This is a genomic window from Enterococcus ureasiticus, assembly GCF_001730285.1.
Lineage (GTDB): Bacteria > Bacillota > Bacilli > Lactobacillales > Enterococcaceae > Enterococcus_L > Enterococcus_L ureasiticus.
The window spans coordinates 72,265-96,272 of the sequence record NZ_MIJZ01000017.1 but is presented as its reverse complement, the minus strand read 5'-3'; the positions used below and the strand labels follow the sequence as shown (position 1 = coordinate 96,272).

The 24,008-nt window shown below is 38.0% G+C and carries 18 protein-coding genes; 9 read left to right on the top strand and 9 right to left on the bottom strand.

All coding sequences use genetic code 11. The features are described from left to right. Both BCR21_RS16150 and BCR21_RS16145 read right to left on the bottom strand, forming a co-directional pair. Complete coding sequence (locus BCR21_RS16150; protein ID WP_069647502.1) at positions 1-423, bottom strand: NusG domain II-containing protein; 423 nt, start codon at positions 421-423, stop codon at positions 1-3. Positions 424-532: 109 nt separating this feature from the next. Further along, positions 533-2,440, bottom strand: coding sequence for an NAD(P)/FAD-dependent oxidoreductase (locus BCR21_RS16145; RefSeq protein ID WP_069647501.1), 1,908 nt, complete (start codon positions 2,438-2,440; stop codon positions 533-535). Positions 2,441-2,705: 265 nt separating this feature from the next. Here BCR21_RS16145 and pplA point away from each other — a divergent pair, with 265 nt between their 5' ends. The 3 genes from pplA to menA all read left to right on the top strand — a co-directional run bounded on the left by pplA (position 2,706) and on the right by menA (position 5,846). Next, positions 2,706-3,635 carry an extracellular electron transfer flavoprotein PplA gene (gene pplA / locus BCR21_RS16140; RefSeq protein WP_069647500.1) on the top strand — a complete coding sequence of 310 codons (930 nt, stop codon included), beginning with the start codon at positions 2,706-2,708 and terminating at the stop codon, positions 3,633-3,635. A 205-nt stretch (positions 3,636-3,840) separates the two neighbouring features. Next, entirely contained in the window at positions 3,841-4,881 is a 1,041-nt protein-coding gene (locus BCR21_RS16135) for an FAD:protein FMN transferase (protein ID WP_240488110.1), read from the top strand. Between the two features lie 11 nt (positions 4,882-4,892). After that, positions 4,893-5,846 carry a 1,4-dihydroxy-2-naphthoate polyprenyltransferase gene (gene menA, locus BCR21_RS16130; RefSeq protein WP_069647498.1) on the top strand — a complete coding sequence of 318 codons (954 nt, stop codon included), beginning with the start codon at positions 4,893-4,895 and terminating at the stop codon, positions 5,844-5,846. A gap of 76 nt (positions 5,847-5,922) precedes the next feature. On the opposite strand, the gene BCR21_RS16125 is transcribed toward menA, so the two are convergent. Then, on the bottom strand, positions 5,923-6,894 hold the full coding sequence (locus BCR21_RS16125) for an LPXTG cell wall anchor domain-containing protein (RefSeq protein WP_069647497.1): 972 nt from the start codon (positions 6,892-6,894) through the stop codon (positions 5,923-5,925). Between the two features lie 132 nt (positions 6,895-7,026). Next, the gene (locus BCR21_RS16120; protein WP_069647496.1) at positions 7,027-8,013 is read right to left on the bottom strand and encodes a biotin--[acetyl-CoA-carboxylase] ligase; all 987 of its coding nucleotides are present in this window, start codon (positions 8,011-8,013) and stop codon (positions 7,027-7,029) included. A gap of 205 nt (positions 8,014-8,218) precedes the next feature. Here BCR21_RS16120 and BCR21_RS16115 point away from each other — a divergent pair, with 205 nt between their 5' ends. Then, on the top strand, positions 8,219-8,431 hold the full coding sequence (locus BCR21_RS16115; RefSeq protein WP_069647511.1) for a zinc ribbon domain-containing protein: 213 nt from the start codon (positions 8,219-8,221) through the stop codon (positions 8,429-8,431). A 64-nt stretch (positions 8,432-8,495) separates the two neighbouring features. Here the strand turns inward: BCR21_RS16115 and BCR21_RS16110 are convergent, their stop codons facing one another. The 3 genes from BCR21_RS16110 to BCR21_RS16100 all read right to left on the bottom strand — a co-directional run bounded on the left by BCR21_RS16110 (position 8,496) and on the right by BCR21_RS16100 (position 11,298). Continuing rightward, on the bottom strand, positions 8,496-9,299 hold the full coding sequence (locus BCR21_RS16110; RefSeq protein WP_069647495.1) for an ABC transporter ATP-binding protein: 804 nt from the start codon (positions 9,297-9,299) through the stop codon (positions 8,496-8,498). Beyond that, a complete protein-coding gene (locus tag BCR21_RS16105) occupies positions 9,299-10,249 on the bottom strand; it encodes an ABC transporter permease (RefSeq protein WP_069647494.1) in 951 nt (316 codons plus the stop codon). The genes BCR21_RS16110 and BCR21_RS16105 overlap by 1 nt, the downstream gene beginning before the upstream one ends. A gap of 71 nt (positions 10,250-10,320) precedes the next feature. Continuing rightward, positions 10,321-11,298 (bottom strand): ABC transporter substrate-binding protein, encoded by a 978-nt coding sequence (locus BCR21_RS16100; RefSeq protein ID WP_069647493.1) that lies wholly within the window; start codon positions 11,296-11,298, stop codon positions 10,321-10,323. A gap of 486 nt (positions 11,299-11,784) precedes the next feature. On the opposite strand from BCR21_RS16100, the gene BCR21_RS16095 reads away from it, so the two are divergent. The 3 genes from BCR21_RS16095 (at position 11,785) to rpoC (ending at position 20,155) form a co-directional block, all read left to right on the top strand. Then, positions 11,785-12,357, top strand: coding sequence for a hypothetical protein (locus tag BCR21_RS16095; protein WP_069647492.1), 573 nt, complete (start codon positions 11,785-11,787; stop codon positions 12,355-12,357). 364 nt (positions 12,358-12,721) lie between these two features. Then, on the top strand, positions 12,722-16,339 hold the full coding sequence (rpoB, locus tag BCR21_RS16090) for a DNA-directed RNA polymerase subunit beta (protein WP_069647491.1): 3,618 nt from the start codon (positions 12,722-12,724) through the stop codon (positions 16,337-16,339). A gap of 162 nt (positions 16,340-16,501) precedes the next feature. Beyond that, the gene (rpoC, locus tag BCR21_RS16085; protein WP_069647490.1) at positions 16,502-20,155 is read left to right on the top strand and encodes a DNA-directed RNA polymerase subunit beta'; all 3,654 of its coding nucleotides are present in this window, start codon (positions 16,502-16,504) and stop codon (positions 20,153-20,155) included. 48 nt (positions 20,156-20,203) lie between these two features. On the opposite strand, the gene BCR21_RS16080 is transcribed toward rpoC, so the two are convergent. After that, positions 20,204-20,923 (bottom strand): glucosamine-6-phosphate deaminase, encoded by a 720-nt coding sequence (locus BCR21_RS16080; RefSeq protein WP_069647489.1) that lies wholly within the window; start codon positions 20,921-20,923, stop codon positions 20,204-20,206. A gap of 139 nt (positions 20,924-21,062) precedes the next feature. Between BCR21_RS16080 and msrA the strand changes: the two genes are divergently transcribed. Next, positions 21,063-21,596, top strand: coding sequence for a peptide-methionine (S)-S-oxide reductase MsrA (msrA, locus tag BCR21_RS16075; protein WP_069647488.1), 534 nt, complete (start codon positions 21,063-21,065; stop codon positions 21,594-21,596). Between the two features lie 44 nt (positions 21,597-21,640). Here the strand turns inward: msrA and BCR21_RS16070 are convergent, their stop codons facing one another. Next, positions 21,641-22,327 (bottom strand): prepilin peptidase, encoded by a 687-nt coding sequence (locus BCR21_RS16070; protein ID WP_084013373.1) that lies wholly within the window; start codon positions 22,325-22,327, stop codon positions 21,641-21,643. Between the two features lie 100 nt (positions 22,328-22,427). On the opposite strand from BCR21_RS16070, the gene BCR21_RS16065 reads away from it, so the two are divergent. After that, on the top strand, positions 22,428-23,957 hold the full coding sequence (locus tag BCR21_RS16065) for a gluconokinase (protein ID WP_069647487.1): 1,530 nt from the start codon (positions 22,428-22,430) through the stop codon (positions 23,955-23,957). The last annotated feature ends 51 nt before the right edge of the window (positions 23,958-24,008 follow it).

Sequence of the window (24,008 nt, the reverse complement as noted above, 5' to 3'; positions counted from 1 at the left end):
TTAGTAAATCAAACTGCCATCCTCACTCCCGTCAGAAGCTTCAACTGTGATGAATAAATTATGTGGTAAACAAGCAATCGGTGTTTCTCCTGCTTTTGATATCCATCCTCGTTGTACGCAAATTTGATCTCCGCAGTTTGTTTCAACCATACGGATTCTGTCTCCGCTGACCTCGATCAAGTTGTAATCACCATCAGCTGCTTCATATTTGTATGTATAAGTAGGGCCGCCTTCTTTTAGCTCGAAAACTTTGATGACTTCGCCATCAACTTTCAAGACGGCTTGTTTTGCGGCATCGTCTTGGGCGGTATTTTGTATGCCAAAAACAACAAGGGGCAAGAAAGAACTGATCGTTAAAAGTAAAATAATAACAATATCCCATGGACGTATATAACTTTTTTGAATAAATTCTTTAAAATCCAACTCTTTCCTCTCCTTTGTAGTTTTTAGTTTAATATATTTTATCATAATGAGAAAAGAAAGTTCTAGGAGTAAACCTAGAACTCTCTTAGATTTTTACTATAAAAAGTAATTATTTACTGCCGTATCTAGATTTAGGTGTACCATACCACCATTTACCTAATGTACGTTGTACCCAAGGGATAACCCAGCGGTCTAAACCAAGTGAGCGTCCAGAACCATTCATCAAAGCGAAGGCTACGAAGATAAACCAAATGTTTACCCAGTAGAACATGCCTGATAGACAGAATGCGATTGTTAAACCAATTGTAGCAGCACTACTTAACCAAGTAAATAATCCAGCGATCAATGCTAAAGCAATCAACACTTCAACGATTGTCATGAATTTTTGCATGAATAACGCAACTTCTTGGTTTGGCATCATGAATTTCATCACACTTTCAAACCATTTAGGCATATGATCGAACACTTGCATTGGTTCTTCACCGTATGCATAGCTTAAACCAAATTGGGCGGCTTTTGCTGTTGTTTCAGTTGCTTCGGCTCCACCACCTGCAGCAGATGCCCCAGTTGTTACTTGTTCTTGTAACCATGGGAATGGGAACGCAACTTTATCCGTAAACCATGAACCGTCACCAAACCAAGTGCTTGGTTTAAGGTAATCACCAGTTCCGACAATTTTCTTCATTGCTTCTACTAACCAAACTGTTCCGTAGAATACACGTAATGGAACACTCCATAAAACATTACCATAACGAGAAGAATGTCCGCGTGTTACATTACGATCATCTTTAATATGGAAGAATTCGTGCATAATATATTGGAACATGTAATAACCAGAACGGATATCAAAGAAATATTTCAAGTTAACGATGTGTTTCATAATGATTGCTAAGAAACCGCTAAGGTGAATTTTATCAAATAAGTTCGCAACGCCCCATTTAGCGCCGACAGAAACCATGAATCCTTGATAATTTCCTTTGAATTTGTGTTTTTCGCTACCTTTGATGTCAGCCACGATATTTGCCGCAGCAGTGTGACCCGTTTGTTCAGCAGCTTGAACGATTTGTGGTGTTGGTGTTTCAGGGAACTCTTCGTAGTATACTAAGTCACCAACGATATAAATGTTTTTGTCTTCGTAGCCTTTTGCTTGCATATATTCGTTTGCAATCAAACGATTACCGCGAGCTGATTCTAAACCAAAGTCAGCAGCATCAGAAGTTGCTTTAACACCGGCAGTCCAGATCAATGTGTGTGTGGGAACTGTAGAACCATCTTTTAATTTGATGTGATCTGCAGCTACTTCAACGATTGGTGCGTTAAGCAACAATTTCACATTTTTCTTCTCTAAATAACGTTCAGCTTTGGCTGCGTCATTACGAGATAACATGTTTAAGATTGTCGGCATTGCTTCAACGACCATTAATGTAAATTCATTAGGATCAAGTTTGAAGTCTTTAGCTAGACGATCTTTCCAGTCGATCAATTCGCCGATCATTTCAATACCAGTAAATCCTGAACCGCAGACAACAAATGTCAACATTGCTTTACGAACTTCTGGATCGGGCTCGATTGCTGCTTTTTCAACTGTTTCCAAGATATGTTCACGAATTTTCAGAGAGTTTTCAAAAGACCATAAAGTAAATCCATGTTCTTTAACTCCAGGAGTACCAAAATCATTTGGCTCGCCGCCCATACCGATGATCAATTGGTCAAATTCATAAGAACCTAACTTTGTTTGAACGACTTTTTTGTCTTTATCGATACCAGTTACAGTGTCTGTTACAAGAGTGACATTCTTTTTACGTGAAAATAAACGTTGCAAGTCATATTGAATCGCAGAAGGTTCAACACGTCCTCCAGCTACTTCGTGCAACTCAGTCATCATGGTGTGGTAAGAATGACGATCAATTAAGGTAATTTCAACGTCAGAATCTTTTTTCAATTTTTTTGCTAAAAATTTAGTAGCTGAAACTCCAGCATAACCAGCTCCCACAACGACAATTTTTTGCTTTGTCATTGATAATCCGCTCCTTAAAAAAATAAAATAGAAAATGATAATAATTACACAATCGACTTCATTATATAGCGATAATCAGGTTTTGTCTAATAACAATTCTTAAATATATGAAATAAATTTTTATTATTAAAAAAACGTGAAAAATGGGTAAAATTTTGTCTTTATTTTATAACTTTAATTGACATAATTGAAATTTTCTATAGAATGTAAATTATATCACAAACTTAATTTGTGAACGTTTAAGAAAAGGAAAAGGTGAACAAAAATGAAAATGAGCAAAATTGTTAAGGGTTTTACAGCTATCGCACTTTCATCTCTTTTATTAGCAGCATGTGGATCAGATCAAAAGAAAGATACAGCAAAATCATCTGACTCAAGCACTGCAACATCAAAAACAGCTGAATCTTCTAAAGCAACAGAAAAAGAAGCTGGTGCAGATTTACAAGATGGTACGTATAAATTAGAAGAAAAGAACGAATCTAACGGTTACCGTGCAACTTTTGAAATGACTGTTAAAGATGGCAAAATCACTGAATCTAACTATGACAATATCAATGCTGATGGTAAATCAAAAGCGGATGATAAAGACTACGAAAAAAATATGAAAGACAAATCAGGTGTAGGTCCAGCTGAATACATCAAAGAATTAAACGAGTCTTTCGTTAAATCACAAAGCGCTGATGGTGTAGAAGTAGTAACTGGTGCGACTCACTCTAGTGAATCATTCCAAAACTATGCACAACAATTGATTCAAGCTGCCCAAGCAGGAGATACTAAAACAATCGAAATCGACAATGGTGCTGACCTTAAAGACGGTACGTATTCATTGAAAGAAAAAAATAATTCAAATGGCTACCACACACAATTTTCAATCGTTGTTAAAGATGGCAAAGTAACTGAATCTAACTACGATAACGTTAATGATGAAGGTAAATCTAAAAAAGATGACGCTGACTACAACAAAAACATGAAAGACAAATCAGGTGTAGGTCCAGCTGAATACATCAAAACTTTAAACGAAGAATTAGTAAAAACAATGGGTGAAGAAGGCAAATCAGCTGCAGACGTAGAAGTAGTAACTGGTGCAACTCACAGCTCTCATTCATTTGTAACGTACGCAGAACAATTAATCAATGCTGCTGAAAAAGGCGACACTAAAGAAATCGTTGTAGACAACATCGTAATGAAAAAATAATTTTTTACACAAGTGAACCAAAAAATATATATGTGGCAGAATTCAGGTATTTCTCTGAATTCTGCTTTTATTTTTATCAAAATACATAAATAACAGATAGAAAATCCTTCCCATTCACGAAAAAAAGCGCTACTATAAATAAGACAATTTTCTATTTAGAAAGAGGGATATGATGAAGAACAAAAAAACACTAATCACTATAGCAATGGCATTATTTTTAGTTGTTTTAGCAGGATGTAACTCGAAAGACGAGCAGTCAAAAATTAATAAAGAACCTTATTCAGATCAGCAATCATTGTTAGGAACATATGTCCAAGTAAGAATCTATGATGATGGAAAAGAAGATGTTTTGGAAAAAGCATTTGACCGAGTAAAAGAATTAGGTGATAAAATCACTGTAAACGAAAAAGGCTCCGAAATAGATGAAATCAATGAACAAGCAGGTATCAAACCAGTTAAAGTTTCGGATGATATTTATCCATTGTTGAAACGAGCGTATGAATATAGTGAAGATTCTTCAGGCGGTTTTGATATGGCAATTGGTCCAATCACACAATTATGGCATATTGGCTTCGACGATGCGCGCAAACCTTCACAAGAAGAGATCGACCAAGCATTAAAATTAGTTGATTATCATAAAGTGAAATTAAATGATGAAGATAAGACAGTCTACCTTGAAGAAAAAGGTATGCAGCTTGATTTAGGTGCAATCGCAAAAGGATTTATTACAGATGAAGTTGTGAAAGTCTTAAAAGACAATGGCGTAACAACTGCGATAGTGGATTTAGGCGGAAATGTTTATGTTTTGGGCCATAGTCCTCGCGGTAAGGATATGGATTGGAATGTTGGTATTCAAGATCCTAACAAAGCACGTAATACCGTGATCGGAACAGTTCAAGAAAGCAATAAAACGTTAGTAACTTCTGGTATTTATGAGCGCTTTTTAGAAGTAGATGGTAAAAATTATCATCATTTATTTGATCCTAAAACGGGTTATCCGTTTGATAATGACATTGCTGGTGTGACAGTAATCACAAATGAATCGATCGATGGTGACGGATTATCAACTGCGGTATTTTCTATGGGTGTCAAAAAAGGCTTGGAGTATGCTGAAGGGCTGAAAGATGTCGATGTGATTTTTGTTACAAAAGAAGACAAAGTCTTTGTAAGTAAGGATATTGAAAAAGATTTTGAGTTAGGAAAAGATTCAGGTTATACAATGGGTGATCGTAAAGACCTGAAATAAGGAGAACGGATATGTCGTTGAAAGTATTTTTGCAAGTAGTGGAAATCCAGACGAAATTAGCAAGTCTATTTCCCTTTGCAGTTGGGGTACTATTTTCTATTGCTTATTTTAATCAGTTTCAATTAGGGTATACAGTGTTGTTTTTTGTTGGAATGGTCGTGTTTGACATGGCGACGACAGCAATCAATAATTATATGGATTTTAAGAAAGCGAAGTCTGAAGTATATAAATATGAAGAGAATATTATTGGCAGTTCGGGGATTGCCCCGGTTCTTGTGCGAAATATGATCTTTGGAATGATTGCTTTCTCTGCTGTGATTGGTATTTTTCTAACAATTAAAACGGGTTGGTTATTTTTGGTGATGGGCGGCGTGTGCTGTTTTATTGGTATTTTTTACACATTTGGTCCAATCCCGCTTTCTCGAATGCCTTTAGGTGAGGTATTTAGCGGATTTACTATGGGTCTGGGTATTTTTGCGATGACGATTTATTTGAATGTTCAGGAGAGCCGACCGTTTTATCTGCTGCTTGATTGGAGCCTGGGAACATTCGCTTTGACTGGCAATCTGTGGGCAGTGATTGCAATTATTTGGGCGTCGTTACCAATGGTCTTTACGATTGCGAATATTATGCTGGCCAATAATTTGAGGGATTTAGATACGGATATTGAGAATCATCGGTATACATTGGTTTATTATATTGGTCGGAAGCAGGGCGTGATTTTATTTCAACTGTTGATGTTGGCTTGTTACGCTGTTGTTTTGATTGGATTGCCTTTTGGCGTGTATCGTTGGCCAATTTTGACTGTATTTTTATCATTACCTGTTGTTTGGAAAAATCTTCAGCTATTCAAAAAAGAATTACCACATCCTAAAAGCTTTGGTTATTCGATAAAAAATTTGATGGCATTTAACGGAAGTTATTTAGTAGGTTTATTGCTGACGATTGTTTTAGAAAAAATATAAATAAAAAAAGAAGGAAGCAGGAACGACTTAGCTTTCTTCTTTTTTATGATTTATTATAGCAACTCTTTTTCAAAAACTACTCTTTATTTTTTTTACTCTTAATGAATAGAAATAGTATAGCTAGTAAAATAATGGCAATACCGGCAATTGAAAAGTAAACAGTTTTCTTTTCTCCTGTATTTGGGAATAGACCTTTTTTCTTTTCTTCTTTTTTCTCAGAAGAGGACTGTGTACTTTCCGCAGGGTTAGATGTGTCTGTAGTTGCAGATGCACCAGCGAAGGTTTTATCGTTCAATGTGTAGACAGGTGAATAGTCGTTAGTTTCACTGTTAAAAGCAAAGAAACTGTAATTGTCTTGGTAAGAAAGTGTAAAGTAACCTTCAGCATCTGTTGAAACAGGATTATTTAAATCAACAAATGGATAAAATCCTGTTATGTTTGCAGGTGCTGAATCATAGTTAGCAGTATTGTCTCCGTATATATGAACGTTACTTGCTGCTACGCCATCTACTGATGATACTTTTCCTTTAACTTGTTTGTTATCAGAATCGTAAGAGATAAACTGTATATTGTAAGTTGGGGCAGTTTTTACTACTGTATACGCCATATTTAGGATAACTTCTTTTTTTTCTCCTTGATCCTCTTCCCAAGGATAAAGCATGAAGCTAACTTTGACTAGATTTTTTCCTAGTTTATCTGTTGGAGCTTCGTCTAAAAGTTTAAGATCTCTAAATGTAGCACCATGAAAACCTCCATCTTGGTAGAGCATTTCAGCCGTCACTTTTTCTCCTTGAAAGACAACTAGTGTTGTGTGGATAAGGTCACCGTACGGATTTCCAATAGTGTTGGATGTTTCGGAGGAACTTGAATCTAATGTGGAAGAAGAACTGCTCTCCACGATTTTCTCATCATTTTTTTCTGTGTCTTGTGTTGAGGCTGAAGAGCTTTCAACTTTTGAATCCTCGGTGGTAGATAATGTTTCCTCTGCAAAACTTGTGATTGGAAGAGCAAGCGATAATGCAACCAAACAAAAAACTATTTTTTTCATAATCATTCTCCTTTTGTAATATTCGTATTATTCGCAATACAAATGTAACATAATTGAAATATATAGCAAATGGTTGTAAGAAAATGCTTGCGTTTCTTAAGGTATTCTTAATAGTTTTGTTTGGTGTAAAGCTTAAAGTGTTGGGTTTATACTACTTAGGCTAATTTCTCCAGAAGAAAGCACTTTTTCTGTTTTATCTTGGAGTTTTACAACTAATTCACCATGATCGTTGATTGCTGTGGCAATTCCTTCATAGCCAACTCCTGCTTGTGTAAAGGAAACAGTTTTACCAAGGACAAAGGATTTTTGGCGATATTCTTCTAGAAAAGCTTGTTCAGGTAGTTGAGTCAATATGCGATAAAATTGATTCCAGATCGCTCCAATCAGTTGGTTACGTGTAATCGTCGGTTCTGTTTCTGGAAATAAAGAGGTTGCTTTTTCTCTTAGATCTTCTGGAAATTCATTTTGCTTTAAAGAAAAATTGATCCCCATACCGATAATGACATTTGAAATTTGTCCGGATTCGACATCGCTCATGGCTTCTGATAAAATACCGCAGACTTTTTTTCCATTAATATAAATATCATTGACCCATTTTATTTCAGTTTGTACTTGGGTCAGATCATCCATTGCACGAGCGATTGCTACCGCCATGATCACGGTATATTGCGCCATTTCTTCGAAGTTTTGGTTGGGTCTTAATAGCATGCTCATATAGATACCGCTACCCGCTTTTGAGAAGAAAGGTCGGCCAAATCGTCCTTTGGGTGCTTCTTGGATATCTGCTACGATCAATGTATTAGCTGGTTCTCCGTTGATTGCGGCTAATTTAGCATCTTTCATCGTAGACTCTGAGGCGTTTAAAACTACGATTGAAAGTTTAGGTGTTTCTGAATCTAGTGATAAACGAATCCCTTCTGCAGATAGAACATCAGAGTTATCATAACGGTAGCCTTTATTTCGACTGCTGGAAATAAGATGTCCTTCTTTTTTTAATTCATTGATTGCTTTCCAAATCGCCGTTCGAGATAAAGAAAGTTGTTGCGCCATTTCTTCACCTGAAATAAATGCGGGTGCTTGTTTCATTAATAAAGTTAACACCTGACTTTTCGTAGACATAGACATCGCTCCTTTATAGTAGTTTTATTGTATCTGATAGGAGGAAGGTGGGTCAACCGCAATACGCCTGAAAGAGGAGGGGAAAATCCTCCTTAGGATGTATGATTTCTCTTTGAAAGCTTGCTATACTTACATGACAGGAATGAAGAACAAAGTGTTTAATTGTTCAGCGAACAGAGAGATTGTAGAGATGGAGTGGATAAGAATGGAAAAGCAGCAATATATTTGTGATAAGTGTGGAAATGAACATTATGTTTCCGATCAGTTTCAAGCAACAGGAGGAAACTTTGCGAAAATATTTGATGTACAAAACAAAAAATTTATTACAGTCAGCTGTACAAGATGTGGCTTTTCGGAATTATACCGTGGGCAAACATCAGACGGTTGGAATGTTTTAGACTTTTTAATGGGTGGTTAATAGCCATCTAAATAAAATGAAAAAAGGAGTTTAAGTGTATAAGACACTCGAACTCCTTTTTTGTTTAAACCAACAATAATTGATCGTCTTTTAATTCTGTGCCACTATTTTTATGGAACATGTCCATCAATTCATTAACAGTCAAATCTTTTTTCTGCTCGGCAGGTACATCTACCACGACTTGACCTTGATGAAGCATGATCAGGCGGTTGCCGTAACGAATGGCATCTTCCATATCGTGTGTCACCATAAATGCCGTTAAATTTTGCTCTTGGATCAACTTCTCAGTTAGTTCCATGACCGTGATCGATGTTTTAGGATCAAGTGCTGCTGTATGTTCATCTAGTAAAATCAATTCTGGGCGAATCAAGGTAGCCATCAGTAAAGTAATCGCTTGACGCTGTCCACCGGATAATAAACCAATTTCTGCGCTTAAACGATTTTCTAGCCCTAGATTCAAGCTGGCTAATTGTTCTTTGAAGAAATTGCGGTCATTTTTGCGAACACCATTTCCCAAACCGCGTTTTTTCCCACGTTTCATCGCAAGTGCCATATTTTCTTCTACAGTTAAACGAACAGCGGTCCCCATTTTAGGATCTTGGAAAACACGGCTGATTTGTTTTGAGCGAGCAACGACACGTTGTTTTGTAATGTCTTTGCCGTTTAAAGCTAACTGACCTTCTTCAATCGGTAGCGTTCCAGCAATACTGTTTAGTAGAGTAGATTTACCAGCGCCGTTTCCGCCGATGATTGTAATGAACTCACCTTGGTTGATAGTCAAGTCAATCCCTTTTAATACGTGGTTTTCATTAACTGTTCCACGTTCGAAATATTGGTGTAAGTTTTTGATTGTCAATACAGGCTGCATTAATTTGTGCCTCCTTTGCGTTTTCCAAGTTTAGAAAAGCCTAATTTTTTTTGAATCAGAGGTGAAGAAAGACAGATGACCAGAATGATCGCTGAAAATAATTTCAAATCGGCTGGATCGACGCGTAGCTCTAAAACACAAGCAAGGATAAAACGGTACAAAATAGCACCAATCACAATCGTGATCAAACGCAAACCTAGTGATTTGTTTTTAAAGAGAACTTCAGCAATGATGATTGACGCAAGTCCAATAACGATTGTTCCAATACCAGAATTCAAATCAGCAAAGTTATTATTTTGTACGAGTAAAGCACCTGCTAAAGCGATACAGCCATTTGAAAGCATATAGCCGATGATTTTCATATTATCTGTTTTGATTCCGTTGGCTTCGCTCATGTCGATGTTGTCACCAGTTGCTCTAGTGGCCAAGCCGATTTCGGTTTTAAAGAATAGAACAAGTAAAACAATGACCAAAAGTACAATGATCGAGCCAACAACTATTGCACTGTTGACTTTAGTGAGACCCAATGACTGAGCATGAGAGAAAATGGAATCTGTTCCAATCAACGAAATATTTGGAGCACCCATAATGCGTGAGTTGATACTGTAAAGTCCAGTCATTGTGATGATTCCTGCTAATAAAGCTGGAATTTTTAATTTTGTATGGAGAAGTCCTGAAACAAGACCAGCTAACATACCAGCGATAAAGGCAAAAAGTAATGCGAAAACTGGCGCTATCATATAATGAATATCAAATAAGGACTGGATCGGCTCCGGCCAAGTAGTAGGATCTTTTGCTAAAATAACCGCGGCTACAGCGCCACCTAAAGGAAAACTTCCTTCGGTCGTTAAATCAGCAATGTCTAAAATACGGTAAGTTAGAAAGACTCCAATGGCGAGTAAAGACCACAGAAGACCTTGAGAGGTTGAGGAAAGTAGTATGTCTAACAATAAAATCAGCTTCTTTCAATAATATTTATGTATTCCCCGCAGCTCTTAATTGAAATGCGGGGAAAGTTCAATTACGGTGCTTTGATAGTATCTGGATCGATGTCTAAGGCTTTTGCCATGTCTTTATTTACGAAAAGTTCTAAGTTTTTGGCTTTTTCAACAGGCATGTCAGCAGGTTTTGCTTCGCCTTTTAGAATTTTCGCTGCCATAACACCAGTTTGTTTGCCGAGTGATTTATAGTCGATTCCCACAGTTGCCAAACCACCTTCTTCGACTTGCTCGATTGATCCTGCAATAACAGGAATCTTGTGTTCTTTGGCTACTTCACCGATAACAGCAGCGGCTGAAGCGAAGGTATTGTCAGTTGGGATATAAATTGCATCAACATCTTTTGCTAAGCTTGTGGTTACTTGTTGTACGTCATTGGTTGAATTTGCCGTTAAAACTTTGGCCTTGATCCCCGCATCTTTTAGAGCTTTTTCCGCCATATCAGCTTGGATTTTAGAGTTAGCTTCCCCTGCGTTGTACATAATTCCGACAGTTTTAGCGTCAGGCACAATAGACAATAATAAGGCGATTTGTTTGTCTATTGGGACGATATCGGTAGTTCCAGTAACATTACCGCCAGGTTTTTCATCTGATTTGACTAATTTTGCGCTGACTAGGTCAGTAACCGCTGTGACTAGAATCGGGATATCTGTTGTTTCGTTCAATAATGATTGTGCGGCAGGTGTTGCAATTCCTAAAAGTAGGTCTGGTTTTCCTTTGACTAATTTTTCACTCATGCTTTTTAATTGAGCCTGATCGTTTTGAGCATTGCTGTATTCGATCGTTAGATTTTCACCATCTTTAAATCCGTTATCAGCTAAACCTTCTTTGAATCCTTCAAACGCAGCATCTAGTGAGCCGTGTTCAACAGGTTGTAAAACACCGATTTTTTTATTGTCACTATTTGTTCCGTTGTCTGCTTTTTTACCATCGCCACATGCACCAAGAGCTAATAATGCTACTGCTGATACGATACTTAGTACTACTAGTTTCTTTTTCATCTTGATTCCTCCAATTATAGTTGATAAAACAAAAAATCCATTTAGACAATATGCCTAAATGGATTGATAAAAGTCGTAGGTAAACACTTCTTCTTTCGCCACTTAGGAATGTCTAGGTGGCTGTTTGTTCAGTACAAAGCGCTCTAGCCATCATAGATACAAAAACAGTTTTTTGCTGTTTGTACCCACGATTGCATGAATACAAAACTATCTAAAGTAGCTAAAGTAAGCTTTATTCAGTTGTGCGTTGATTGAGTATGTCATAAAAAATACCTCCGCAAATTGAATTGTGTTTAGTATAAAACAAAAGAGCACGTGATGTCAACAGATTATTTTAAATTTTCTGAACATTCACTTAATGGAAATGGATTGTAGATAGTTCAAATTAATCGTAATAAACTAGATGAAAAAGGATATCTTTTTAAATTTAAACGATTTCATGCTATTATTTAACTTAATAAATAGTAAATAATTAGGAGGATGTATATGATTTCGAAAAAATTAATCACACTAGGAACATTAGCTGCAACAGTATTGGTATTGGGTGCATGTAACAGTGACAACAAAGATTCTAAAGACAGTTCTTCTGATAGCAAAACTGAAACATCTATGAGCTCAAGTGTAGATGCAGTGAGTGGTGCTTCAATCAGTGACAAACCAGAAGTAATCGAAAAAGCTTTAGGCAAAGATGGTAACTGGATCGTTGCAGCAACAGCGGATATTACTTTTGATAAAGATGTGACTGTTTCAGGAGAATTCCATGATAAAGGCGAAGCTTCAGGCGATATTTATAGAAAATTAGCGTTATACGCACAAGACTCTGATAAAAAAGTTACAGATGAGTATACACTAACAGTTCCTGAGTTAGTTGTTGAAACTGAAAACTTCAACATCGTTAACGGAACAGTTAAAGGTGATATCATGGTTAAAGCAAATGGTTTTGTGCTAAACGGAACAAAAGTTGACGGTAAAGTAACGTTTGAAAAAGAAGAATATAAAACTTCTGCAACTCTAGATAAAGAAGGCGCTGAAGTAACTGGTGATGTAACAGTTAAATAAGACAAATTAGCTAAAAAGTGTGAGACACTCGATTTTTATTGAGTGTCTTTTTTTTTTGAATAAAAAGGTATTTTAAGCCCTCAGAAATCCTTGACTTTTACTATAGAAGGAAGTACAATGTATAGATGCAAAAACTATCTGAAAAATGACAAAGCAGGAGCGAAATATTGTCCGTTCCGGTTTTTAATAGGGAAACAAAAGTAGAAACGCACGAGAGATTTTCAAGAGCACATTCTATTTTTGGTTTTTTTTTGCCTAAAAACTGCAAAAAATGCTCAATATTACAGAGATTTAATATTTGTAATGTTTATGAAATGTTTTCGGTTAGTGTTTTGATAGACTTTTAATTAGAGGAGTGAAGAGCTTGGCTGGACACGTAGTAAAATACGGAAAACACCGCGAACGTAGAAGTTTCGCCCGGATCAGTGAAGTGTTGGAATTACCCAACTTGATCGAAATTCAAACAGACTCTTACCAATGGTTTTTAGATGAAGGACTAAGAGAAATGTTTGAGGACATTTTACCGATCGATGATTTTCAAGGTAATTTATCTTTGGAATTTGTGGATTATGAATTAAAAGAACCTAAGTATACGGTGGAAGAAGCGCGCGCACACGATGCAAACTACTCTGCACCATTACATGTTACTCTACGATTGACAAACCGTGAATCTGGAGAAATCAAATCACAAGAAGTATTTTTCGGTGATTTCCCTCTAATGACTGAAATGGGAACATTTATCATCAATGGAGCAGAACGTGTTATCGTTTCTCAATTAGTACGTTCACCAGGTGTTTATTTCCATGGAAAAGTAGATAAAAATGGGAAAGAAGGCTTTGGTTCAACAGTTATTCCTAACCGTGGTGCATGGTTAGAGATGGAAACTGATGCTAAAGACATTTCTTACGTACGTATCGACCGTACACGTAAAATTCCTTTGACTGTATTAGTTCGTGCTTTAGGTTTTGGCTCTGATGATACAATTTTTGAAATTTTCGGTGAAACATTAAGCTTACGCAATACCATCGAAAAAGATTTACACAAAAACGCGAGCGATTCTCGTACTGAAGAAGGTTTGAAAGACATCTACGAGCGTCTACGACCTGGCGAACCGAAAACAGCAGACAGTTCTCGTAACTTACTGAATGCTCGTTTCTTCGATCCGAAACGTTATGATTTAGCTAACGTTGGTCGTTACAAAGTCAACAAAAAATTAGATTTAAAAACTCGTCTATTGAACCTAACTTTAGGAGAAACATTGATCGATGCTGAAACTGGTGAAATCATTGTTGAAAAAGGGACAGTATTAACGCACCAAGTAATGGAAACATTAGGTGAACATATCGATAACGGCTTAAACAGCGTAACCTATTATCCAAGTGAAGATGGTGTGGTTACTGAACCAATGACTGTTCAAGTAATCAAAGTCCTTTCTCCAAAAGATCCAGAACGCATCGTTAACGTAATCGGTAATGGTTATCCTGATACAAGTGTGAAGACTGTTCGTCCAGCAGATATCATTGCTTCAATGAGTTATTTCTTTAACTTACAAGAAGACATCGGTAATGTAGATGATATCGATCACTTAGGTAATCGTCGTATCCGTTCAGTTGGTGAATTACTGCAAAACCAATTCCGTATTGGTTTAGCTCGTATGGAGCGTGTGGTTCGCGAAAGAATGTCGATTCAAGATACTGAAACATTAACGCCACAACAATTGATCAATATTCGTCCAGTTGTTGCAAGTATCAAAGAATTCTTTGGTTCTTCTCAGTTGTCACAATTCATGGATCAAACAAATCCTCTAGGTGAGTTGACACACAAACGTCGTCTATCTGCCTTAGGACCTGGTGGTTTGACTCGTGACCGTGCCGGCTATGAAGTTCGAGACGTTCACTATTCCCATTATGGCCGTATGTGTCCGATCGAAACACCTGAGGGACCAAATATCGGGTTGATCAATAGCTTGTCAAGTTATGCCAAAGTCAATAAATTTGGTTTTATCGAAACACCATATCGTCGTGTTGATCGTGCAACAGGAAAAGTAACCGATCAAGTGGATTACTTAACTGCTGACACAGAGGATCACTACATTGTAGCGCAAGCAAACTCACGCTTAAATGAAGATGGAACATTCGCTGAAGAATTAGTAATGGCCCGTCTGCAAAGTGAAAACCTTGAAGTGACGATCGATAGAGTCGATTATATGGACGTTTCACCTAAACAGGTAGTTGCAGTCGCTACAGCATGTATTCCTTTCTTGGAAAACGATGACTCCAACCGTGCCTTGATGGGTGCCAACATGCAACGTCAAGCAGTGCCTTTGATTCAACCTCGTTCACCACTTGTGGGAACTGGTATGGAATACAAATCAGCACATGACTCGGGTGCCGCTTTACTATGTAAACATGATGGTGTCGTTGAATATGTGGATGCATCAGAAGTACGCGTTCGCCGTGATAATGGCGCATTAGATAAATATATGGTAACAAAATTCCGTCGTTCAAACTCAGGAACAAGTTACAACCAACGTCCAATCGTTCTTTTAGGCGAAAAAGTTGAAAAAGGCGATACATTAGCTGATGGACCTTCTATGGAAGAAGGCGAAATGGCTTTAGGACAAAATGTCCTTGTCGGATTCATGACTTGGGAAGGGTACAACTACGAGGATGCGATCATCATGAGCCGTCGTTTGGTGAAAGATGATGTCTATACTTCTATTCATATTGAAGAATACGAATCAGAAGCTCGCGATACAAAATTAGGACCTGAAGAAATCACGCGTGAAATTCCAAACGTCGGGGAAGATGCTTTGAAAGATCTTGACGAAATGGGAATTATCCGTATCGGTGCTGAAGTCAAAGATGGTGACCTATTAGTAGGTAAAGTAACACCTAAAGGGGTAACTGAATTATCTGCTGAAGAACGTTTACTACATGCAATCTTTGGTGAAAAAGCTCGTGAAGTTCGTGATACATCTCTACGTGTGCCTCACGGTGGCGGCGGGATCGTTCATGATGTGAAAATCTTTACTCGTGAAGCCGGAGACGAATTATCTCCAGGCGTAAACATGTTAGTTCGTGTGTATATCGTTCAAAAACGTAAAATCAACGAAGGCGATAAAATGGCCGGACGTCATGGTAATAAAGGGGTTGTATCCCGCATTATGCCGGAAGAAGATATGCCATTCTTACCAGACGGCACACCAATCGATGTCATGTTGAACCCACTAGGGGTACCATCACGTATGAATATCGGACAAGTACTAGAATTGCACTTGGGTATGGCTGCTCGTCAGTTAGGTATCCACATTGCAACACCAGTATTTGATGGCGCCAATGATGATGACGTTTGGGAAACGGTTCGTGAAGCGGGCATGGCTCGTGATGCGAAAACAGTTCTTTATGACGGACGTACTGGTGAACCATTTGATAACCGTATCTCTGTTGGTGTGATGTACATGATTAAATTGGCCCATATGGTCGATGATAAATTACATGCCCGTTCTATTGGACCATACTCACTTGTTACCCAACAACCACTTGGAGGTAAAGCTCAATTTGGTGGACAACGTTTTGGGGAAATGGAAGTATGGGCACTTGAAGCATATGGTGCAGCTTACACATTACAAGAAATCTTAACGTACAAATCTGATGACGTAGTTGGTCGTGTGAAAACATACGAAGCGATCGTTAAGGGTGAACCAATTCCAAAACCAGGCGTACCAGAATCATTCCGCGTATTGGTAAAAGAATTACAATCACTTGGATTAGATATGCGCGTATTGGACATTGAAGAACAAGAAATCGAATTACGTGATATGGATGACGATGATGATGACTTGATCACAGTTGATGCCCTAACAAAATTTGCCGAACAACAATCAGCGAAACAATTAGAAAAAGAAGCAGCTGAAGCAAAAGAAGCTGCTGATGCAGTTCTTGAACAAGAAATTGAAACTGCTGAAGATACAAAAGACTAATTGTTAAAAGTCTTATTAAAATTGTCAAGTTAGTTGTGTTTCATTCTCTCTTTTCAAAGAGAGAATAGAGGCCTTTGTTGGAAGGAAATGAGTACTTTGAAAAAGTGCAGTATTTTTCTTCCAACCCTAACTTTTCCTATCAAGAAATGGAGGGAATCCCTTTTGATCGATGTAAATAAATTCGAAAGTATGCAAATAGGTTTAGCTTCTCCAGAAAAGATCAGAAGCTGGTCTTACGGTGAAGTAAAGAAACCCGAAACGATTAACTACCGTACGTTAAAACCTGAACGTGAAGGTTTGTTCTGTGAACGCATTTTCGGCCCAACTAAAGACTGGGAATGTGCATGTGGAAAATATAAACGTATTCGTTATAAAGGTATCGTTTGTGACCGTTGTGGTGTAGAAGTAACTCGTTCTAAAGTTCGTCGTGAACGTATGGGACACATCGAGTTAGCAGCACCTGTTTCACATATCTGGTATTTCAAAGGTATTCCATCTCGTATGGGTCTTGTATTAGACATGAGTCCTCGTGCCTTAGAAGAAATCATTTACTTTGCATCTTATGTGGTAATTGATGCTGGAGATACATCTTTAGAGAAAAAACAATTATTAACAGAGCGCGAATATCGCGATAAACGTGATCAATATGGTCAAGGTTTTACTGCAGCAATGGGTGCAGAAGCTGTTAAACAATTATTGGATAACGTTGATTTAGATGGCGAAGTTGCTGGTTTGAAAGAAGATTTGAAAACAGCACAAGGTCAAAAAAGAACACGTGCGATCCGTCGTTTAGATATTTTAGAAGCATTCCGTGCTTCTGGAAACTTACCAAGCTGGATGGTTATGGATGTTATTCCTGTAATTCCACCAGATTTGCGCCCAATGGTTCAATTAGAAGGTGGACGTTTTGCGACAAGTGATTTGAATGACTTATACCGTCGTGTAATCAACCGTAACAACCGTTTGAAACGTTTATTAGATTTAAATGCGCCAAACATCATTGTTCAAAATGAAAAACGTATGCTGCAAGAAGCGGTCGATGCGTTGATCGATAATGGTCGTCGTGGCCGTCCTGTTACAGGCCCAGGTAACCGTCCATTAAAATCTCTATCTCATATGTTGAAAGGGAAACAAGGTCGTTTCCGTCAAAACTTATTGGGTAAACGTGTGGATTACTCTGGTCGTTCAGTTATCGTCGTAGGACCTAACCTTAAAATGTACCAATGTGGTTTGCCAAAAGAAATGGCGATTGAATTATTCAAACCATTTGTAATGCGTGAATTAGTTCAACGCGAAATCGCAACAAACATCAAAAACGCAAAACGTAAAATCGAACGCGGAGAAGATGAAGTTTGGGATATCTTAGAAGAAGTTATTCAAGAGCATCCAGTATTGCTTAACCGAGCACCTACGCTACACAGACTTGGTATCCAAGCCTTTGAACCAGTATTAGTTGAAGGTCGTGCAATCCGTCTTCATCCATTAGTCTGTGAAGCTTATAATGCCGATTTTGATGGAGACCAAATGGCCGTTCACGTTCCATTGAATGAAGAAGCACAAGCAGAAGCACGTATGCTGATGTTAGCTGCTCAAAACATTTTGAATCCAAAAGATGGTAAACCAGTTGTAACACCTTCTCAAGATATGGTCTTAGGTAACTATTACCTAACAATGGAAGAAGAAGGACGTGAAGGGGAAGGCATGATCTTCCGCGACATGAACGAAGCTGTTTTAGCATGGCGTAATGGATATGTGCATTTACACTCACGTATCGGTGTTCAAACAACTTTACTTGGCGACAAACCGTTTACGGATTGGCAAAAAGAACGTATTTTGATTACAACTGTAGGTAAGATTATCTTTAATGAAATCATGCCTATAGAGTTCCCTTACTTGAATGAGCCGACAGATTACAACTTAACTGTGCAAACACCTGACAAGTATTTTGTAGAAGCTGGTACAGATATTCCTGCTCACATTAAAGAACAAGAATTAGTTTTACCGTTCAAGAAGAAAAACTTAGGGAACATCATCGCTGAAGTCTTCAAGAGATTCCATATCACTGAAACTTCTAAGATGCTTGATAGAATGAAAGACTTAGGTTATAAACATTCTACTCATGCTGGTATGACCGTGGGTATCGCTGATATCATGGTATTGCATGAGAAACAAGAAATCATTGATGATGCGCATAAACAAGTAGAAAACATTACGAAACAATTCCGTCGTGGTCTGATTACAGATGACGAACGTTATGAACGTGTTATTGCTGTTTGGAACAAAGCCAAAGATGAGATCCAACAAAAACTGATTGAAAGTATGGATGCTAAAAATCCAATCTTCATGATGTCAGATTCAGGAGCTCGTGGTAACATCTCCAACTTTACTCAGCTTGCTGGTATGCGTGGACTTATGGCCGCACCGAATGGACGTATCATGGAACTGCCGATCATCTCTAACTTCCGTGAAGGACTTTCTGTCTTGGAAATGTTTATCTCTACCCATGGAGCGCGTAAAGGGATGACCGATACAGCCTTGAAGACTGCCGATTCAGGTTACTTGACTCGTCGTTTGGTTGACGTTGCCCAAGATGTTATCATTCGTGAAGACGATTGTGGTACAGACCGTGGTCTAGTTATCCAATCTATTCGTGAAGGTAATGAAATCATTGAACCTTTAGAAGAACGTTTACTAGGACGTTACACTCGTAAATCAGTGATGCATCCTGAAACTGGCAAAATGATTATCGGTGAAGATCAACTGATTTCAGAAGATCTTGCAAGAGAAATCGTAGATGCTGGTGTTGAAACAGTAACGATCCGTTCCGTATTTACATGTAACACGAAACATGGTGTATGTAAACACTGTTACGGCCGTAACTTAGCAACTGGTTCTGGTGTTGAAGTTGGTGAAGCAGTTGGTACAATTGCCGCTCAATCAATCGGTGAACCTGGTACTCAGTTAACAATGCGTACGTTCCATACAGGTGGGGTTGCCGGAGATGATATTACACAAGGTCTACCTCGTGTCCAAGAAATCTTTGAAGCACGTAATCCTAAAGGACAAGCAGTCATCACAGAAGTTACCGGTGAAGTTATCGATATTTCTGAAGATCCTGCAACACGCCAAAAAGAAGTAACGATCAAAGGGAAAACTGATACACGTACGTATACAGTTCCTTATACAGCTCGTATGAAAGTCGCTGAAGGCGATACGATCCGTCGTGGTGAGCCATTGACAGAAGGTTCGATCGATCCTAAACAATTGCTACAAGTTCGCGATGTTTTATCAGTTGAAAACTACCTATTGCGTGAAGTACAACGTGTTTACCGTATGCAAGGGGTGGAAATCGGTGATAAACATATCGAGGTAATGGTTCGTCAAATGCTTCGTAAAGTTCGTGTCATGGATCCAGGTGATACTGAAATCTTACCAGGTACATTACTAGATATCGCTGAATTTAAAGATCGTAACTATGACACATTAGTAGCCGGCGGCGTTCCTGCAACAAGCCGTCCAGTCTTACTAGGAATCACAAAAGCATCATTAGAAACAAATAGTTTCTTATCTGCTGCATCATTCCAAGAAACGACTCGTGTGTTAACCGATGCTGCGATTCGCGGTAAAAAAGACCCATTACTTGGTTTGAAAGAAAATGTTATCATCGGTAAGATCATCCCAGCTGGTACTGGTATGGCCCGTTACCGTAACATGGAACCAAAAGAAGTTGGCGTAGCGAGCGAAAATGTCTACAGTATCTCTGATATTGAAGCACAAATGGCTGCTGAAGATGCTTTGAATGAGTTGAATAAATAGTTAAATAGAAAAAGGCTTGAAATCGATCGATTTCAAGCCTTTTTTTAATTAGTAAAGCTCTGATGCAGCGTCTTGATCTAAAACAATTGTTAAGTTAGGATGGGTTTGTAATAAGGAAGCTGGAACTTCGTTTGTAATTGGACCAAAGAACGCACGCTGTATGATTGCCGCTTTTTTCTTACCCGTAGCAAATAGCACAATTTCTTTTGCCTGCATCACACTTTTTGGTCCCATCGTAACATAAAAGTCTGGCCGTTCATTTTCATCTCCGCCGACTTCACTTAATAAGATATCTTTCATGTTTTCAGTAGCATCTTCTCTTACGTGAGAGGTTAAATCTTCAAATTTAGTTGTTCCTGGAAGATTTCCACAATAATGTCCATCTGATCCAATACCTAATAGAATCAAGTCTAATCCGCCATCTTGCTCAATTCTTTTATCTTGAGTTTTGTAGTTATTTTCGTCTAAAGGATGGATTTGGCTTTCAGGAATTTCTGCTGGTTTAAAGAAGAGATTATTGAGGTTTGTCATGGTTACGCCATATCCTTTTCTCTGTTTGAAGGGGATCTCATCGAAGTTGTAATAATGAACATTATCAAGATAAGATTTGTTTTTTACATCGGCGACTAAGTATTCATACATCTTAATTGGTGTTGAGCCAGCGGTTATTGCTAAGTTCACTCGTTTTTGTTGATACATTTTACCTAGTAGAATGTTTGCGGCAACACGGCTCATTTTTTCGTAGTTTTCTTCAAGTATGATTTTCATTTTTGAACAGCTCCTTCTTTTTGTTTAACTTATCATATGGGAACCATCCCATGTCAATGAATTTTTTTGCTACAGGCAAATCAATATCATTATTTTTTTATTCGGCTTATGATAAGGAAAAAGAAGAGGTGAAGTAATCATGGAACACAATTACGAAAAAGCAATTTTTGCTGGCGGCTGTTTCTGGTGCATGGTCAAACCTTTTGATACTCAGCCAGGGATCATTTCAGTTGTCGCTGGATATACGGGAGGTCATGTTGAAAATCCAACGTATGAACAAGTTACGACTGGTTTGACAGGACACACAGAAGCAGTTGAAATTACTTATGACTCTACGATTATCCCATATGAAAAATTGGTGGAAACTTATTGGCAACAAACAGATCCAACTGATGCGCTAGGGCAATTTGCTGATCGGGGTGATTCCTATCGTCCAGTCATTTTTTATGCAGATGAGACTCAAAAAGAAATCGCAGAAAAATCGAAAGCTACATTACAAGCAAGCGGCCGCTTTACACAACCAATCGTGACCAAAATAGAGCCAGCCCAAAGGTTTTATCCTGCAGAAGACTATCATCAAGATTATTATAAGAAACATAGCATACACTATAATCTGTATAAAGAAGGCTCCGGACGTGCTGGATTTATTCGGAAAAATTGGAAAGATAATTAACTTATAAAACGAGACAGAAGCAGATGTTACTTTTGTCTCGTTATTTATTTACATAAAAACACAAAAAATAGTCCGATACTTAAAAATGGTACAAATGGAAGTTGTTGTATTTTTTTCTTTAAAATATATCGGGAAACTAAAAGAAAAAGTAAGCCACTACTGCTGGCAATGAACAATAAAAAGATAAGAGATTCACTGCCTAAGAGTGCTCCCCAGACCGTTAACAGGAGAATATCTCCGCCTCCCATGGAATCAGGCAAGAAATAGTTTAAAGCATGTAAGCTAAAGAAAATAATAATGCTTGTGAAAAGAAAAATCGGTAAAGCCAAATAAATGTGCCCGATACATAATAAAATGGATAACGGATAGAAAATTTTAGGCTCAACGATTAAATAGAAAATGTCTGTTAAAGATAACGTAACTGCTGTAAATAAAAAGCAAAGAGAATACAACGGGGAAATAGATTTAAAAGCTACAAAAAAACAAAGCAATCCGCAAATTATTTCGCTGTAAAAATAAATGGATGATAATTTGATCCCGCAATAACGACAACGAAAACGTAGAAAAATAATAGAAATAATCGGAATCAATTCAAAAACTGCCAACCTAGTCTGGCAATGAGAACAATGAGAAGCAGGATATACGATAGATTTTCTGATGGGAATTCGCTCGGCTACTAGACAAAGAAACGAACCAATAACACTACCAAAAATAAAATAAATGATTAACATAAAAATCTCCTTTCATAAACAAATACGCAATTAAACGCTTTTTTAACTAGACAATTCTTTTTTTATTAGGAATAATGAAAGGGAGAAATGAGGCGGGAAGATGGAAAAAATAGCAATTGGTGTGGATATTGGTACAACGCAGACAAAGGCTGTCGCTTTTAGTGAGGATGGAAAGGTTCAGACATCGGCATACGTTCGGTATTCACTCATTCAGGAAACAGAAGGTATGGCAGAACAAGATGTGGAGCAGATTTTTCAAGCAGTTATTACGTGTATCGAGCAAGTGGTAAGTGCAGTGCATCTGCATGAAATTTCGCTGATATCTTTTTCTACGGCGATGCATGGGTTGATTGTCATGGATAAAAATAATCAACCACTGACTCGGGTGATCACTTGGGCGGATAACCGTGCAGAAAAATATGCGGAAGAGTTAAAAGATACAGCTTTAGGAAAAACGATGTATCAAAATACAGGATTACCGATGCATCCTATGACGCCTTTTCATAAAATTCGTTGGCTAAAAGAAGAATTTCCGGAAATTTACAAGCAAGCAGAGAAATTCATTGGGATGAAAGAGTATGTATTTTATCGATTATTCGACCAATATATCACGGATATCAGCACAGCTTCTGGGACTGGATTTTTAAATATTCATGATCTTATTTGGGATCGGCAGGCTTTATCGGAGATGGGGATCACAACTGAACAGTTGCCATTGTTGGTTAGACCGACTCACCAATTAATGGGTTTAAGTGCTGAATGGTTAGAGCAATTGGGCTTGTCTGCAAAAACAGTTTTTGTGTTGGGCGGAGCAGATGGACCATTATCCAATTTAGGCTTGGGTGCAATGGCAAAAGGAACGGCTACATTGACGGTTGGAACAAGTGGGGCTTTACGTTATATTGTTGATCGGCCTTGTACTCATCCACAAGCAGAAACCTTTTGTTGTGTTCTAGATGAAAATCATTGGGTTATTGGGGGCGCGACAAGTAATGGAGCTGGAATTTTCGATTGGGCTTGTGAAAATTTATTGAAAGAAGTTCAAACCGAAGCACGTAAAGCTGGAGAAAAGCCTTATGATGAGGTAATGGCGCTAGTAAAAGGAACGCCAGCTGGAGCTAAGGGGTTGCTGTTTCATCCGTATTTACTTGGAGAGCGCGCACCATTGTGGAATGCAGAAGCAACAGGTAGCTTCATTGGTTTAAAGAGAAATCATGACGACAAATTAATGATGCGTGCTGTGGTTGAAGGAATTTGTTTGAATTTGAAGCGTATTTTAACAGAATTAGAAGAATTAGGCGGATCAGTGAAAGAAATTCGAGCAACAGGCGGTTTTGCTGATTCAGAGGTTTTTAAAAAAGTGATGGCGGATGTTTTTGGCTATAAGCTTTCGTTAACTGAAAGTATTGAGGCTTCAGCTTTGGGGGCTGTCTTATTAGGCTGGCAAAGTCTAGGTATAATTTCAGATTTGAAAACAGCTTGTGAACAAGTTGAGATTTATGAAATAGTGGAACCTAATAGTGAGAACTATGAAGTTTATCAACAGATTTACCCACTATTTATAACAACTCAGCAGCAAATATCTGCCAGTTATCACCAGCTAGCGAAATTAAGAGCAGATTTAGAATAAATTTTTTTGACAAATAGGGCTGAACTTGCTTTACTAGTAGTAAGAGAACGG